16 protein-coding genes are annotated in these 13,916 nt (G+C 63.5%); 9 read left to right on the top strand and 7 right to left on the bottom strand.

What is annotated here, in order from left to right:
• Positions 1-57 precede the first annotated feature (57 nt).
• Both IB262_RS07035 and IB262_RS07030 read left to right on the top strand, forming a co-directional pair.
• A complete protein-coding gene (locus IB262_RS07035; protein ID WP_060584222.1) occupies positions 58-1,854 on the top strand; it encodes a GGDEF domain-containing protein in 1,797 nt (598 codons plus the stop codon).
• 95 nt (positions 1,855-1,949) lie between these two features.
• Positions 1,950-2,948, top strand: coding sequence for an NAD(P)H-quinone oxidoreductase (locus tag IB262_RS07030; RefSeq protein ID WP_112975666.1), 999 nt, complete (start codon positions 1,950-1,952; stop codon positions 2,946-2,948).
• 318 nt (positions 2,949-3,266) lie between these two features.
• Here IB262_RS07030 and IB262_RS07025 read toward each other — a convergent pair whose 3' ends face one another.
• Positions 3,267-3,752, bottom strand: a complete 486-nt coding sequence (locus IB262_RS07025; protein WP_112975665.1) for an NUDIX domain-containing protein — start codon at positions 3,750-3,752, stop codon at positions 3,267-3,269.
• A gap of 89 nt (positions 3,753-3,841) precedes the next feature.
• A complete protein-coding gene (locus IB262_RS07020; RefSeq protein WP_192356850.1) occupies positions 3,842-4,579 on the bottom strand; it encodes a DUF3750 domain-containing protein in 738 nt (245 codons plus the stop codon).
• 71 nt (positions 4,580-4,650) lie between these two features.
• On the opposite strand from IB262_RS07020, the gene IB262_RS07015 reads away from it, so the two are divergent.
• Positions 4,651-5,658 (top strand): asparaginase, encoded by a 1,008-nt coding sequence (locus IB262_RS07015; RefSeq protein WP_112975663.1) that lies wholly within the window; start codon positions 4,651-4,653, stop codon positions 5,656-5,658.
• Positions 5,659-5,721: 63 nt separating this feature from the next.
• Here IB262_RS07015 and IB262_RS07010 read toward each other — a convergent pair whose 3' ends face one another.
• Positions 5,722-6,474, bottom strand: a complete 753-nt coding sequence (locus tag IB262_RS07010) for a DeoR/GlpR family DNA-binding transcription regulator (RefSeq protein ID WP_112975662.1) — start codon at positions 6,472-6,474, stop codon at positions 5,722-5,724.
• Positions 6,475-6,565: 91 nt separating this feature from the next.
• Between IB262_RS07010 and IB262_RS07005 the strand changes: the two genes are divergently transcribed.
• Positions 6,566-6,937, top strand: a complete 372-nt coding sequence (locus IB262_RS07005) for a DUF4406 domain-containing protein (RefSeq protein ID WP_192356852.1) — start codon at positions 6,566-6,568, stop codon at positions 6,935-6,937.
• 262 nt (positions 6,938-7,199) lie between these two features.
• On the top strand, positions 7,200-7,820 hold the full coding sequence (locus IB262_RS07000) for a glutathione S-transferase family protein (RefSeq protein ID WP_112975680.1): 621 nt from the start codon (positions 7,200-7,202) through the stop codon (positions 7,818-7,820).
• 17 nt (positions 7,821-7,837) lie between these two features.
• Here IB262_RS07000 and IB262_RS06995 read toward each other — a convergent pair whose 3' ends face one another.
• Positions 7,838-8,743 (bottom strand): bestrophin family protein, encoded by a 906-nt coding sequence (locus IB262_RS06995; protein WP_060516261.1) that lies wholly within the window; start codon positions 8,741-8,743, stop codon positions 7,838-7,840.
• Between the two features lie 171 nt (positions 8,744-8,914).
• Between IB262_RS06995 and IB262_RS06990 the strand changes: the two genes are divergently transcribed.
• On the top strand, positions 8,915-9,499 hold the full coding sequence (locus IB262_RS06990) for a dihydrofolate reductase family protein (protein ID WP_112975679.1): 585 nt from the start codon (positions 8,915-8,917) through the stop codon (positions 9,497-9,499).
• Here the strand turns inward: IB262_RS06990 and IB262_RS06985 are convergent.
• Positions 9,475-9,855 carry an MmcQ/YjbR family DNA-binding protein gene (locus IB262_RS06985; protein ID WP_112975660.1) on the bottom strand — a complete coding sequence of 127 codons (381 nt, stop codon included), beginning with the start codon at positions 9,853-9,855 and terminating at the stop codon, positions 9,475-9,477. The two genes, IB262_RS06990 and IB262_RS06985, sit on opposite strands and share 25 nt — an antisense overlap.
• A 40-nt stretch (positions 9,856-9,895) precedes the next feature.
• Positions 9,896-10,090, bottom strand: coding sequence for a hypothetical protein (locus tag IB262_RS06980; RefSeq protein ID WP_034789229.1), 195 nt, complete (start codon positions 10,088-10,090; stop codon positions 9,896-9,898).
• An 89-nt stretch (positions 10,091-10,179) separates the two neighbouring features.
• On the opposite strand from IB262_RS06980, the gene IB262_RS06975 reads away from it, so the two are divergent.
• Complete coding sequence (locus IB262_RS06975; RefSeq protein ID WP_034789230.1) at positions 10,180-11,118, top strand: LysR substrate-binding domain-containing protein; 939 nt, start codon at positions 10,180-10,182, stop codon at positions 11,116-11,118.
• Positions 11,119-11,146: 28 nt separating this feature from the next.
• On the opposite strand, the gene IB262_RS06970 is transcribed toward IB262_RS06975, so the two are convergent.
• On the bottom strand, positions 11,147-11,809 hold the full coding sequence (locus tag IB262_RS06970) for a glutathione S-transferase family protein (RefSeq protein WP_090294718.1): 663 nt from the start codon (positions 11,807-11,809) through the stop codon (positions 11,147-11,149).
• 197 nt (positions 11,810-12,006) lie between these two features.
• On the opposite strand from IB262_RS06970, the gene IB262_RS06965 reads away from it, so the two are divergent.
• The gene (locus IB262_RS06965; protein WP_112975659.1) at positions 12,007-12,375 is read left to right on the top strand and encodes a hypothetical protein; all 369 of its coding nucleotides are present in this window, start codon (positions 12,007-12,009) and stop codon (positions 12,373-12,375) included.
• A gap of 124 nt (positions 12,376-12,499) precedes the next feature.
• On the top strand, positions 12,500-13,870 hold the full coding sequence (locus IB262_RS06960) for a PepSY domain-containing protein (protein WP_112975678.1): 1,371 nt from the start codon (positions 12,500-12,502) through the stop codon (positions 13,868-13,870).
• Positions 13,871-13,916: the final 46 nt, after the last annotated feature.

Here is a 13,916-nt window from a genome sequence, read left to right as displayed (position 1 = left end):
GCTTGCTGGCCATGCTGCCGGCGTTCGACCGTCCGTCCCATATTTCTGGAGCCCGGCATGTCCGCCGCCCCCGCCGAAATTCTCTCGTTGCGCCGGTTCGGCGACGACCAGATCGTAACGCTCGCCAAGCTGGTGATCGAAACCGCCTTCCAGCCGATCGCAGAAGCGGCGACCGGCACCGTCTTCGGCTACGAATCCCTGATGCGCGGCTTTCAGAAACTCGGCTTTGCCTCGCCGCTGGAGCTGCTCGACAAGGCGGAAGAAGAAGGGCAGCTGCTGGCGCTCGAACACATGATCAACAGCCGCGCCGTCGCCGGCTTTGCGACGCTGCCCGATCATTCCGCCCGCACGCTGTTCCTCAACTTCGACTCACGCCTCGTTGGCGGTGAAGGCGACATCGTCGAACGCCTCGTCAACCACTTGAAGCGCGCCAATATCGCCCCGTCGTCACTCTGTTTCGAGCTTTCCGAGCGCTTCGATGGCGGCAAGATGCCGGATTTCTCTGCCCTCGTGCGTGATCTCCGGCTTGCCGGTTTCAAGCTGGCGATTGACGATTTCGGCGCCGGCTTCAACGGGCTGAAGCTACTCTGCGACCAGCCGGTCGACTATGTGAAGATCGACAGACACTTCGTCTCGGGCATCGAGGCCGATGCCCGCAAGCGCCATCTCGTCCGCCACACGGTCAACACGGCCCATGTGCTCGGCACGCGGGTGATTGCTGAAGGCGTTGAGACCGAGGCGGAATTCCTCACCTGCCGCGACCTCGGCTGCGATCTGGTGCAGGGCTACTACGTCGCCCGGCCGACGACGCATCTGAGCGAACTTCTGCCTGCCTATCCGCATCTCGACCAGAGCGTCGCCAGCCGGCGGTCCTCGTCTTCGCTGGACGGCATCCTGATCCGCAAGCAGATCGAGCAACTGCCGACCGTTCGCGAAAGTGACGAACTCGATTCCGTCTTCGATCTCTTCCGGCGCAATCCGCGCCAGGGATTCTTCCCGGTCCTGAACGCCAATGGCGAGCCGCGCGGCATCCTGCACGAGTATCACGTCAAGGAGTTGATCTATCACCCTTTCGGCCGCGATCTCCTGAAGAACCGGATCTACCAGCGGCGGATTTCGCACTTCGCCAGCCCGGCGCCGATCGCCGATCTCGACACGCCGGCGGATGAAATGCTGAAGATCTTCGCCGGCATGGACGGCAGCGATTGCCTGATCCTGACGGAGAACATGCGCTACGCCGGCACGCTCTCGGCTTCGTCGCTCTTGAAGATTATCAACGAAAAACAATTGAAGATGGCGCAGGAACAGAACCCGCTGACGGGTCTGCCCGGCAACCGCGCCATCCGCGACTATGTCCAGGACGCGATCCTCGACGGTGATCATGCGCGTTACTTCTGCTATTGCGATTTCGACGACTTCAAGCCCTTCAACGATACCTACGGTTTCCAGAAGGGCGATCTCGCGATCACACTCTTTGCCGCCCTGCTGCGCCGCCATTTCATCGGCGAGGAGAAATTCCTCGGTCATGTCGGCGGCGACGACTTCTTCGTCGGTGTCAGCGGCTGTTCGGTCGAGGAGCTGGAAGCGGTGCTGAACCGCCTGCTCGACGATTTTCGCTCCGACGTAGGCCAGCTCTATTCGCCGGAGCATCAGGCGGAGGGCCGCATCAGCGGCTACGGCCGTGACGGCTCGGCGAAGGATTTTCCGCTGATGCGCTGCTCGATCGCCGTCCTGGGGCTGCCCGAAGGCTTTGTTTTCTCCGACGCCCAGGCCGTCAGCGCCCGCATCGCCGAGATCAAGTCGCGCGCCAAGGCGAGCGATACCGGTCTTGTCATGGATGCACTCGGCGGCTGAGCTGCGCTTTCGACGGCCGGTCGTTCGACAATCAGCCTTTTCGCCTCGCGTTTCCGGCGCTACCTATGCGCCTTGAGAATTCGCGAGGTAGTGCCATGTCTCTTCCATTGGAAATGCAATTCGTCGACCTTCCAGCCCCGGGCGGGCCTGAAAACATGGTGCTCGCGAAGGGGCCGTTGCCAGAGCTCAAGCCGGGCGACATCCTCGTTCGGGTGGAGGCGGCGGGCATCAACCGTCCCGACGTTTTGCAGCGCAAGGGCGACTATCCGCCGCCGCCGGGCGCAAGCCCGATCCTCGGCCTGGAAGTGGCGGGCGAAGTCGTGGCGCTCGGCGAGGGGGCTCAAGGGTTCCGGATCGGCGACAAGGTCTGCGCGCTCGCCAATGGCGGCGGCTATGCGGAATATACGGCGGTGCCCGCGACCCAGGCGCTCGCCTGGCCTAGGGGTTATGACGCCGTGAAGGCGGCCGCCCTGCCGGAAACCTTCTTCACCGTCTGGGCCAATGTCTTCGATATGGCCGGGCTGAAAGCGGGCGAAACCATCCTCATCCATGGCGGCTCCAGCGGCATCGGCACGACGGCGATCCAGCTCGCCAAGGCCTTCGGCGCCGAGGTCTTCGTCACCGCCGGCAGCACCGAGAAATGCCGCGCCTGCGAAGCGCTCGGCGCCAAGCGCGCGATCAACTATCGCGACGAGGACTTCAAGACGGTCGTTCTCGAAGAGACCGGCGGGCGTGGCGTCGATGTCATTCTCGACATGGTCGGCGGCCGCTATTTCGACCGCAACATCGGTTCGCTCGCCAAGGACGGCCGTCTGTCGATCATCGCCTTCCTCGGCGGCGCCAAGGTTGAAGGGGCGAACATCGCGCCGATCCTGACCAAGCGGCTGCATGTCATGGGCTCGGCCTTACGTCCGCGCACGGCGGCGGAAAAGCAGGCGATCCGCGACGGTCTGGTTGAGAAGGTCTGGCCGCTGCTGGAAACGGGCAAGGTCGCGCCGGTCATCCATTCCGTCCTGCCCTTCAGCGGGGTTGCCGACGGCCATCGCCAGATGGAGCAGGGCGACCATGTCGGCAAGATCATCATGTCCCTGTGATCGGAACGATCGTCAGGCCTGTGATCGGCGGCGAAGGGGAAACGATCTTCGACCATCGTCGCCCTTGTAATCGCTGATAGATCGCTTACCTTCAAATCATCAGCAACGAACAGAAAGGAAGGTGGTCCAATGTCTAATGAGATTTCGGTCTTGGTGAAGGGCATGGAAGAGGTGAAGGTGTCGAGGCAGCCCTCGGCATAATCCCCGCCTTCCTTCGGGTCTGAAAGCCCGGGCCAGTCATACGGCCAAAACTCATGGAAGGGTCGCCTCGCGCGGCCCTTTTCCATTTTTAGCACTTGGCTCAGCATCAAGCCTCGCCTAACCGGCCGATCCGACCGGCGCCGTTTCCTGGATCAGCAGCCAAGGGTTCGGTTCGTTGTCGACGAACTCGTCCCGGATATGCTTCAGCACTTTCCTTTGCCCGGCAAAGGGCACCATGCGGAGCGCTTCGTCAAAGCTCACCCAGCGAAACGCGCTGTGTTCGGCATTGAGCCGGACCGTGGCGCCCTTGGCTGCAAAGCTGACGAAGACGGGCAGCAGGCTGATGGCATTGCGGTCGGCCTCGTAAAACTGCTCGCAGATGTCGGCGGAATAGAAACGGTCGGGCCGCAGGCCCGTTTCCTCCTCGACTTCGCGCAGGCCCGCCTGCCAGGCCGTTTCATTCGCTTCGATCGCGCCGGCGACTTGGCACCAGGTTCCCGCAAGTGTTCCGGTGCGCTTGAGAAGGAGAACCTCGAAGGTGCTCCCAGCCGGGCGGAGAACGACAACCGAAACAGCAAAGCTCCTGATCGGTATTTCATGCATGCGGGCGCGTCCTCCTGATTCGACCGGCGCACCATGCAATGCAAACCACCGGCGCTCAACCTAAGCGATGGCCCGTCAAGCCTGGACCATCATATGCCGATGCGTCCGATCGCCGGAACCTTGATGCTGGGACTGGCGAAGTCGAAACCGGCGACAAGGCCGAAGAAATGCAGCTCGAGGCCGCTGCGAACACCCGCGGAGATACCGGCCAGGCCATAGAGCGTCGCGTGCAGGTCGCGCCCGTCGGCATCGATCTGGAACAGCTTTCCCTCCGGCAGATAGTCGCGGCCGACTGCGTCCGGCGGCAGCACGGCGCCGAGTTCCGGTACGGTTCGCAGCACGTGGGCGACGAAGGTGTTGGAGTTCGGGCCGGGCCAGATCCGGTAGCCGCCAGGCGAAGCGTAAGGGTAGCTGGCGATCGCCGCCTCGATCTTCGGGATCAGCCGCGTGGCGTCAGCGCCGGTCACCGAGACGACCAGCCGCGGCTCGTTCGAGTACCAGCGTGCATCCGCCGGATAGCCGTTCTTGCGGATCGGTTTGCCCCAGCCGACCTTGTCGTAGCGATCGTAGGTGGCAGCGCCCTCATTCTTGGTCACGATCCAGGCGTGGCTCGCGACAGCACCCTTCATGCCGCCCGTGGTCGCCGAGAACACGTAGATCGCCGCGTCCGCGCTTTCCGTTGCCTTCGGCAGGATCCCGGCCGAGGACCAATCGGCGTCGCGCCAGCTTTGCGGCCGGTCCTGCATGTACCACCAGCCGGCCGAGGCCAACGCCGGCAGCAGGTAGATGACGAGAAAAGCAGCGGCCAGCCTGCGGGCGAATTTCATGAAAACTCCGTTCCTTGCCGGTAAAATCCTGCTAAATGCACGGAGCAATTTCGGATATTTGAGGGCAAGGCATGTCAAATCCCGTTCTCGTCGAAGTTACCCGCGGAAACCTCGTCGAAAGCCGCCACCGCGGCGTGGTCATTGCCGTCGACGGCGACGGCCGGACCGTCTTCTCGCTGGGCGAAACCGACAGCGCCGTCTTCCCGCGCTCGGCCTGCAAGGCGATGCAGGCGCTGCCGCTGATGGAAAGCGGCGCGGCCGACGCCTACGGCTTCGGCAACCGGGAACTGGCGCTTGCCTGTTCGTCCCATTCCGGTGAGCCGGAACATGTGGAACTGGCCGCCAAGATGCTGGCCGCCGCAGGCCGCGATGTCTCGGCGCTCGAATGCGGCGCCCATTGGTCGTCCGACCAGAAGACCCTGATCGGCCAGGCCCGCAGCCTGGAAGCGCCGACGGCGCTGCACAACAATTGCTCCGGCAAACATTCCGGCTTCATCTGTGCCTGCTGCCATTCGGGCACGGAGGTGAAGGGTTATGTCGGCTACGACCATCCGCTGCAGCGCGAAATCCGCGGCGCTATGGAAAGCCTGACGGGCGCGATCCTTGCCAAGGACAATTGCGGCGTCGACGGCTGCTCGATCCCGACCTATGCGGTGCCGCTGAAGGGGCTCGCACACGGTTTCGCGAAGATGGCGACCGGCGTCGGCCTTGAAGCCGAGCGCGCCCGCGTCTCGCGGCGGCTGATCGAGGCCTGCATGGCCGAACCCTTCTTCGTTGCTGGCACCAAGCGCGCCTGCACGCGGCTGATGAAGACGGCGCCCGGCCGCATCTTTGCCAAGACCGGGGCGGAAGGTGTGTTCTGCGCCGCCATTCCGGAAAAAGGCATCGCGATCGCTTCGAAGTGCGAAGATGGTACGACCCGGGCTGCCGAAGCCATGGTCGCGGCAACGCTTGCCCGCTTCTTCAGGGACGAGCCCGAGCTGCACGCGGCGCTGATGGCGCAGGCCAACCATTCCATGCACAACTGGAACGGCATCCATGTCGGCGACGTCAGAGTGACCGACGCTTTCGCCGCCTGAACTGTGGCGGGCCGTCTCGGCCCGCTCACTTTCCCGACGTTCCGCTGTCGGCGCAGTGCGCCATCAAGCGCCGATGATCGCAATGTCCGTGCCGTCATAAGGGGCGAGCATGCCGTCGCTGATCTCGTTGGGAACGATGAAGCCCGAGAGCTCAGGGATCGCGGCCACGTGGTGCGGCGAGACCGCATCGAATTTTTCCACCGTTGCGAGCACGTAGGTTTCCGCGGCCTGGCCGAGGATCGCCCGCTTGACGGCCGCCTCCTCGAAGTCGCCGGTTGAAACACCGTGGGCCGGGTGAATGGCGGTGACGCCGAGGAAGAACAGGTCGGCTCGGATGCCGGCAATCGCTGCAAGCGCTGCTGCTCCCGTCGCGACCATCGAATGCTTGTAGAGCCGCCCGCCGATCAGGATAACCTCCGCTTCGTGGCGCTCGAGTTCGGCGGCGATCGTCGGGCTGTGGGTGACGACGGTCAGCCGCATGTCGCGCGACATCGCCCGGGCAATCTCTGCATTGCTGGTGCCGCCATCGAGAAAGATTGTCTGACCGGCTTCGATCATCGCAGCCGCCTTTCGTCCGAGCCGGCGTTTGACGTCGCCGGCGATCTCCTGACGCGCCGCAAAGTTGGGCAGCGGCGGCACCAGAGGCAGCGCGCCGCCGTGCACGCGCTTCAGCAGTCCCTCCGCCGCCATTTCGCGCAGATCGCGCCGGATCGTGTCCTCGGACAGGTCCAACTCGTCAGCCATGCGCTTGGCGACGACCTCGCCATCTCGCGCCAGCCGCGCCGAAATCAAAGCCCGCCTCTGTATCGTCAGCATGAAATGTCTCCTTGACTCTTCACGATATTGCACGAAATATCACGATTATTCCAGAATAATCTGGATCGTTCATAGCATCTCGGGAGAGAAAATGCTGATCTTGATCGCAGGCCCCTATCGTTCGGGAACCGGGGACGACCCGGCGAAAATGGCCGCCAACCTGAAGCGGCTGGAAGAGCCGTCCTATGCGCTGTTCAAGGCAGGCCACGTGCCGATGATCGGCGAGTGGGTGGCGCTGCCGGTGTGGCATGCGGCTGGCGGTGCGCGGATCGGTGACGATCTCTATGAGGAGATTTTTCATCCTGTGGCGGGCCGGTTGCTGGCGCTTTGCGAGGCGGTTCTGCGCCTGCCGGGCGACAGCAAGGGGGCCGATAACGACGTGCGCATTGCCCGCGAGCGCGGCATTCCCGTCTATTATCGCCTGGAGGACGTACCCGGCTGCAGCGGGCCGCTGGTCGCGTGAACGTGCAGGCCCGGCAGTTGTAGCCTGCCGGGCATCCCTAAACGAGGGCGGACGGCAGCGATCTGCGGCGCCTTGCCACTTCTGCTTGTCAATCGGGGTGACTTCCTTTCTTCTGCGGCCGGTCTTTGCTTTGGAGCGACACGGGCAGGAAGCGCGCGGTTCTCCGCGCGCATGCCGCATCGATCCACAGGAATTGACAGAACCGGTTCGGTCCATCGACATCACGTCAACCGGTCCGCATGATCGCAGAGGAGAGCTCAAAGTGTTGAAACTGTTCTACGCCCCCGCAACCTGTTCACTGGCTTCGCATATCGCGCTGGAAGAAGCGGGCGCCGAATACGAGGCGCGCCGTGTCGATTTTTCGACAGCCGAGCAGACCAAGCCCGACTATCTCGCGGTGAACCCGAAGGCGCGGGTCCCCGCACTCCTGACCGACAGGGGTGTCATCACCGAAACGCCGGCAATCCTGACCTATATCGCGCAGGCCTTTCCAGCTGCGAAGCTCGCTCCGGCGAACGACGCCTTCGCCTTCGCGCAGTTGCAGTCGTTTCTGAATTACCTCTGCTCGACGGTGCATATTGCCCACGCCCATGGCCGCCGCGGCGCACGCTGGGCCGACGATCCGGCCGCGCATGAGGCGATGAAGGCCAAGGTCGCCTCCAACATGACCGCCTGCTACGAACTGATCGAAAGCAAGATGTTCGAAGGGCCGTTCGTTTTTGGCGACAGCTATTCGATCGCCGATCCCTATCTCTTCACCGTCGCCGGCTGGATCGAGCCGGACGGTGTGGATCCCGCGCGCTTCCCAAAAATCGTCGATCATCGCAACCGCATGACCGCACGTCCAGCCGTCGCCCGGGTGCTGGCGATGCTGAAGGTCTGACGCCTCGGCAGTTGCGGCTACATCAGGATGTAGTTCTTCGGCTGCGGTAGAGGTGGAAGGTTGGTCTCGCCCAGCGCCTCGCGCAGGTTGATTTCGATGGTCTCGGCAAGCGCAACGATCGGCAAGTCGTTCGGCAACACGCCGAACGGCTCCTCCAGCTCGTCGCCGAGCGCGTCGAGGCCGAAGAAGGTGTATGCGACAAGCGCGGTGACGAAGGGCGTCGCCCAGCCGAGCGCATCGGCAAAGCCGAAGGGCAGCAGAAAGCAGAAGAGATAGGCGGTGCGGTGCAGGAGCAGCGTATAGCCGAACGGCACGGGGGTGTTGCGGATCCGCTCGCAGGCCGCAAGCATGGCCGACATCTTGCCGAGCGTGCCATCCAGCTGCGCCCACTGAAAGTCGCTGATCGTGCCTGTTCCGTGCAGTCCGGCGAGAATGCCGCCCATTTCGCGCAGCAGAAAGTCCGGTCCGTTGCGGCTTGCCTTGTAGCCGGCAACGAGATCTGTCGGCAGCCGCGCTAGCGGTCTGCCGACATCGCTTCCCGGCCGCAGATGGCAGACCAGTGCGTGGCCAAAGGCGATCGTGATGTCGAGCAGGCGCTGCCGCTCGGTTCCGGCAAGGATCAGCGTCTGGCGGGCGAGGTCGCGTGCGGTGAAGATCAACTGTCCCCAGTCCTTCCGCGCCTCCCACCAGCGGTCGTAGCAGGCATTGTTGCGGAAGCCGAGAAACACGGAGAGCGCGATGCCGAGCAACGCGAAGGGGCCGCTGCTGACGCTCGGCACCAGGCCGGGATCGACGCGGTGCGCCCAGACGACGAAGGCGGAGAGCGCAAAGACGAACAGCACTTGCGGAAAGATCCGCTGGATGACCGAACCCCGGAGGATGAAGAAGAGTTTCAGAAGGGTGGGGCGGTTGCGAACGATCATGGAAATACCTGTCCGGCTGTTCGCTTAACCGGTATAGGCGCCGGCTTGGAAATGGAAGAGCCGTCCGTTCGGCGACGTCCCCCGCGTAGCCAGGATTATTTTGCCTGGGATGTCGGGCTTCCTGTCTGCCGCGCGTCCTTGGCGTGTAACGCCAACAGGGAGACAATGACGATGCGCAAGGTGGTTGCAGGCATGCAGATGTCCATCGACGGTCTGATCGACGGGCCGGATGGCTATACGGACTGGGTCGATTCCTGGTCGGATACGTTCGACCTCCTGCCCGAGATCGACGCCTGCGTCCTGGGGAACGGCATGTATTCGGGCTATGAGCAGTATTGGAGTGCGATCAAGCGCGACCCGCATGCGCCGCTGGAGTTCACCGGCCAGTTGCCGACGCCCGAAGAAATCGAATACGCGGACTTTGCGCTTGGCACGCCGCATTATGTCCTCTCGAAAACCCGTTCCGACGTCGAATGGGAAAACGCCAGGATCGTGCGCGACGTCTCCGAAATCGAGACGCTCAGGCAGGCGCCGGGCCGAACCATCTATGTCGTCGGCGGCGCGCGCACGGTGTCGAGCCTGATGGACCACGGCCTGATTGACGAACTGCGTCTCACCATCCACCCGCTCGTGGTCGGCAAGGGCAAGGCGCTGTTCGACACCGTGGCGGAGCGCCATCATGTGCAGCTCGATAACGTGAAGCGACTGGATGGTGGCAAGGTCTGCCTGGTCTACAGGGTCGGCGGCAGAGCCTGACCTGGCTCGAGGAAGCTCGCGGCGAGCCGCCTTGGCGCCTTCTCGCGCCAGGCGGCAACCAGCCGCCCGGTTAGGCTTTGGTCGTCGATTTCCGAAAGCCGCACCAGCATAGCGGGCCAGCCCTTATAGTGATCCGTTTGAAAGTAGAGCCCCGGGTCGAGCTCCAGCAGCATTTCCTTTTCTTCGAGCGCGCACATGACGACCAGCGTCTCGCCATCCTTCATGCGCACAAAACTCTTGTCTTTCACCAGCAGCGCCGGCGTACCGTAGGACGTGCCGATCGTCACTTCGGGCAGGCCTGCGGCCTCCGCCAGCCTGACGACACGGATGAAGTTGCGCTCGAGATCGTCGCTCATCCGGCCAGCATATCATAGTGCAGCTTCAAAGCCGCAGGTCCTAGAGGCGGCTGCCGGTGCACTCCGCCGTGCGTGGCCACGGCCAGCCCGGGAAGGGCAGGTCACCGAGTTCGCGCCCATCCATCCGTTCGAGATCCGGATGCTGCAGCGGATCGCGCGCCCAGGCGAGCGGCGCATCGTCCTTTCGGTCGTCGGATGTTTTGAGCGGCGTCAGTTTCGAGAGAAGCCTAAACATGGCGGACCATCCTTTCGATGCTTGGATGATCCGCCTGTCCTGTCATCTTTTCAATTGAGAATGGCAGAGATCGTGTTTAGAAAAACTATATGAGAGATCTGAACACGGTACATTTGAACGGGCTGCGCGCCGTCGAGGCTGCCGGCAGGCTGGGATCGCTGGCCGCCGCGGCGGACGAATTGGGCGTGACCCCTGGCGCCGTCAGCCAGCAGATTGCCAAGGCGGAGGCCCAGCTCGGCCGCGTGTTGTTCGAGCGCACCCCGCGCGGCCTCCTGCCCACCGATTTCGGCGAGCGCTTCCTCGCGCGCATCAGCAACGCCTTTCACGAGCTGGCAGAGGCCGTGGCTTCAGCGCGCCGCCGCGACGAGTCGGTGCTGACCATCTCGGTCGCGCCGGTCTTTGCCGCCCGCTGGCTGGTCTATCGGCTCAACCGTTTTGCCGAACGCCATCCCGACATTCGCCTGCGCATCGACGCGACGACAAAGCTCGTCAATCTCGACACGTCGGATGTGGATGTCGGCATTCGCGTTGGTACGGGCGAGTGGCCGGGCGTGAAATCCGAGCCGCTGTTGCAGCAGGAGGTTTTTCCGGTCTGTTCGCCGGCCATGGCCGAAGGGCTTCGGAAGCCTGCAGATATTCTAAAACTGCCCGCTGTTATTGACGGCCATTCGATGTTCAGCTGGGAGGTGTGGCTCCGCGAAGTCGGGCTCTCGGGCGCGGAAGTGAACGTGCGCCACACCTTCAATGAGGCGTCGCTGGTGCTCGATGCCGCGATCTCCGGCCAGGGGGTGATGCTCGCCTGGCAGACACTCGCCGGCTTTGCGATCGCGCAGGGCAGCCTTGTGGTACCGTTCGGCATCCGGGTGCCGACGGGCTTCGGCCACTACTTCGTCAGCGCGCCGTCACGGCGCGAAAGCAAGGCCGCCAAGGCGTTCAAGCGCTGGGTTCGTGATGAGGTGGAGGAGGGCATGCGCCTGCTCGACATCAAGGCGCCGCGCGTTCGCTTCGACGCGGCGACCATGGGCTGATCGCAGGGAGGCCCCCCTTATTGACCGCTCAGTCCGCCAGTTCTTTCAGGCGTTCTTCCATCATCGCCTTGAAGGCCGGGCGGGCATGGCAACGGGCAAGCCAGGCCGAAACCCGCGGATGCTTGTCGAACAGCTGCGTCTGGCTCATGGCGTAGCGGAAGACCTCCGCAAGATTGAGGTCGGCGACGGTGAAGCGATCGCCGACGAGATAGTCGCGTCCGTCGAGGTGGCTTTCCATGCGGGCAAAGACCTTGTCGAGCGACGTCACGCATCTGGCGATCATCGCCTTGCCTTCATCCGTGTTCTCGGCGCCGTAGTCGTAGGTCAGGATGATCTCGACGGTGTGCGGCTCGACCTCGGTCGCCGCCCACATCGTCCAGTTGCCGATCAAGCCTTCCTCGGCGATATCGGCAGGCGCCAGTGGGCCGCCATACTTGCGCGCGAGATAGAGATTGTTGGCAAGCGATTCCGTCAGCACCACGCCATCATCCTCGATCGCCGGGATCAGCCCCATCGGATTGACGGCGAGGAAGGCGAGCGACTTGGTGTTGATCGGCGCATCAGCAGCCAACGGATCGGCGACGCGGCGTGCCTGGATGACCGGTACCGATTGGAAAGGGATGCCGAGTTCCCGCGCCATCCAGTAATTGCGCGATGCGCGCGAGCGATAAACCCCATAGATCGTCAGCATGCCGTGTTCCTCCCGTCCTGTGTTGTCGCCTGTCTTAGGCAAGCACCGGGAGTGACGGAAGCGGGCGGCGCTGATAGCACACATGAAATCTTTTGATGGTCCGTGCGGCGCTTTGCCGACTTGCGTTTGCGGACGCAGATCTTTAGCTGTCGCACGTCGATTTGGGGATGCGTTTGGCAAGGCTTTTAGGGGATCGGTTGACGAACTTGGCGGCGCGCATGCTTTGCGCGCTGGTCCTCGTCGTTTCGGCCTTGATCCAGCAACCGGCCGCCGCCATGCCGCGGTCGCTGGATGCGATCGCCTACGTCCTCCCGGATGGCAGCCTTGCCGATCTTTGCCTCTCTGGCCACGACGATCCCGATGGAAAAGGTGGCACGAAGGGCCACGGCTGCCAGTCCTGCTGCCTGGTTGCGCCCGCCGACCTGCCGGCGCCTTACCCGATCGTCTTGCCGTTGCAAGCCCGCGCGCGCCCGCTTTCCGTTCCGGCCGGCGATTTTGGTTTCGTTCGCTCGGTGCTCTTAACCGGAGCAGGGCCAAGGGCGCCACCAACGGTTTTCTCCGCCTGATACGCGCTTGAACGACAGCTGATTGGCCTTGGGGCGTCGCTCTTCGACGCGCATTGCCGTGATCGGCGGTCGTCCCGATTACCAAGAGGCGAAGCCGTGCAAACGGTCCTTCCCGGAGAAAACCATGACAACCGCATCCTTCACCAATGCCGTGGACAGCCCCGCGGCCACAGAGCGCGGCATCTCGCTCTACCGTGCCATCTGGCGCTGGCACTTCTTTGCCGGCCTGCTCGTCATCCCCTTTATGATCAGCCTGGCGCTGACCGGGGGGCTTTATCTGTTCAACGACGAGATCGACGATACCGTCTTTGCCTACCGCAACGTCGTGGCAGTGGGCGCCGAACGGATGTCGCCCTCGGCGATCGTCGCGACGGCGGTGGAGTCCGTGCCGGGCAGCGCTGCCGTCTCCTATCGCACGCCGGCCGGTGCGGATCGCTCCGCACGCGTCACCGTCGGCATCGGCAAGGCGCGCATGCTGGTCTTCGTCGATCCCTATACCGGCGCGATCCTCGACCGGGTCGCGCCATCGGAGGAGTTCAACCAGGTGGTTGAGGACCTGCACAGCCTCGACTATTTCGGCAAGTCGGTCGAAACAATCATCGAGATCGTTGCGGGCTTTGCCATCCTGTTGGTCTTCACCGGCATCTATCTCTGGTGGCCGCGCCAGCAGACCGGCGGTGTGTTGACTGTGCGCGGCACGCCGGCACGCCGGGTGTTCTGGCGCGATCTCCATGCGGTGACCGGTATCGGCGCCGGCCTGCTGATCGTCTTTCTCGCCTTCTCCGGGCTTCTGTGGTCCGGCTATTGGGGTGCAACGGTTAACGGCAAGCTGACGGCGATGGGGCTCGGCTATCCGGCAGCGCTTTGGGATGAGGTCCCGACCTCCAGCAAGGTGTCGACCGACGTGTTGCCCAGGGCCAATTGGCTGATGGAAAACGCGCCGGTTCCGGCGTCCAGCGGTGGCGCGGGCGAGCCGGTCGGGATCGATCGCGCCGTCGCGATCGCGGATGCTGAGGGCATGCTGCCCGGCTACGAGCTCGCGATCCCGCTCGACGAGACCGCCGTCTATACGGCCGCCATCTTTCCCGCCGACCTTGCGCGGGAGCGCACGATCCATATCGATCAATATTCCGGCAAGCCGCTCGTCGACATTTCCTTTGGCGATTACCCGGCGTTCGGCAAGGCCATCGAATGGAGCATCAACGTGCACAAGGGGCAGGAATGGGGGCGCTTCAACCAGCTCCTGATGCTGGCCGCCTGCATTTCTATCGTGCTCGTTTCCCTTTCCGCCGTCATCATGTGGTGGAAGCGGCGCCCGGCGGGACGCATCGGCGTGCCCCCGATGCCGCCGCGGCGCAGCGTCTATGTGGGCTTGTGGCTCATGGCCATTGTCTTCGGGCTGGCGTTTCCGTTGACGGGCATCGCGATCGTCGTCATGGTGATCGTCGATCAATTGCTGATGCGCGTTGCACCGGTGCGCCGACGGTTGTCCTGAACGGACATTAAGGGGTGGTGTCATCCACCCCTTCTATCGCCTCTTG

This window comes from Ensifer sp. ENS02, from assembly GCF_014851885.1.
GTDB lineage: Bacteria > Pseudomonadota > Alphaproteobacteria > Rhizobiales > Rhizobiaceae > Ensifer > Ensifer adhaerens.
This window is presented reverse-complemented; position numbering and strand designations above follow the sequence as displayed.

Bases quoted from the DNA above. Each gene is read 5' to 3' on its own strand.
- IB262_RS07035 (WP_060584222.1), top strand. From the start codon at position 58: ATGTCCGCCGCCCCCGCCGAAATTCTCTCGTTGCGCCGGTTCGGCGAC.
- IB262_RS07030 (WP_112975666.1), top strand. From the start codon at position 1,950: ATGTCTCTTCCATTGGAAATGCAATTCGTCGACCTTCCAGCCCCGGGC.
- IB262_RS07025 (WP_112975665.1), bottom strand. From the start codon at position 3,752: ATGCATGAAATACCGATCAGGAGCTTTGCTGTTTCGGTTGTCGTTCTC.
- IB262_RS07020 (WP_192356850.1), bottom strand. From the start codon at position 4,579: ATGAAATTCGCCCGCAGGCTGGCCGCTGCTTTTCTCGTCATCTACCTG.
- IB262_RS07015 (WP_112975663.1), top strand. From the start codon at position 4,651: ATGTCAAATCCCGTTCTCGTCGAAGTTACCCGCGGAAACCTCGTCGAA.
- IB262_RS07010 (WP_112975662.1), bottom strand. From the start codon at position 6,474: ATGCTGACGATACAGAGGCGGGCTTTGATTTCGGCGCGGCTGGCGCGA.
- IB262_RS07005 (WP_192356852.1), top strand. From the start codon at position 6,566: ATGCTGATCTTGATCGCAGGCCCCTATCGTTCGGGAACCGGGGACGAC.
- IB262_RS06995 (WP_060516261.1), bottom strand. From the start codon at position 8,743: ATGATCGTTCGCAACCGCCCCACCCTTCTGAAACTCTTCTTCATCCTC.
- IB262_RS06990 (WP_112975679.1), top strand. From the start codon at position 8,915: ATGCGCAAGGTGGTTGCAGGCATGCAGATGTCCATCGACGGTCTGATC.
- IB262_RS06985 (WP_112975660.1), bottom strand. From the start codon at position 9,855: ATGAGCGACGATCTCGAGCGCAACTTCATCCGTGTCGTCAGGCTGGCG.
- IB262_RS06980 (WP_034789229.1), bottom strand. From the start codon at position 10,090: ATGTTTAGGCTTCTCTCGAAACTGACGCCGCTCAAAACATCCGACGAC.
- IB262_RS06975 (WP_034789230.1), top strand. From the start codon at position 10,180: ATGAGAGATCTGAACACGGTACATTTGAACGGGCTGCGCGCCGTCGAG.
- IB262_RS06970 (WP_090294718.1), bottom strand. From the start codon at position 11,809: ATGCTGACGATCTATGGGGTTTATCGCTCGCGCGCATCGCGCAATTAC.
- IB262_RS06960 (WP_112975678.1), top strand. From the start codon at position 12,500: ATGACAACCGCATCCTTCACCAATGCCGTGGACAGCCCCGCGGCCACA.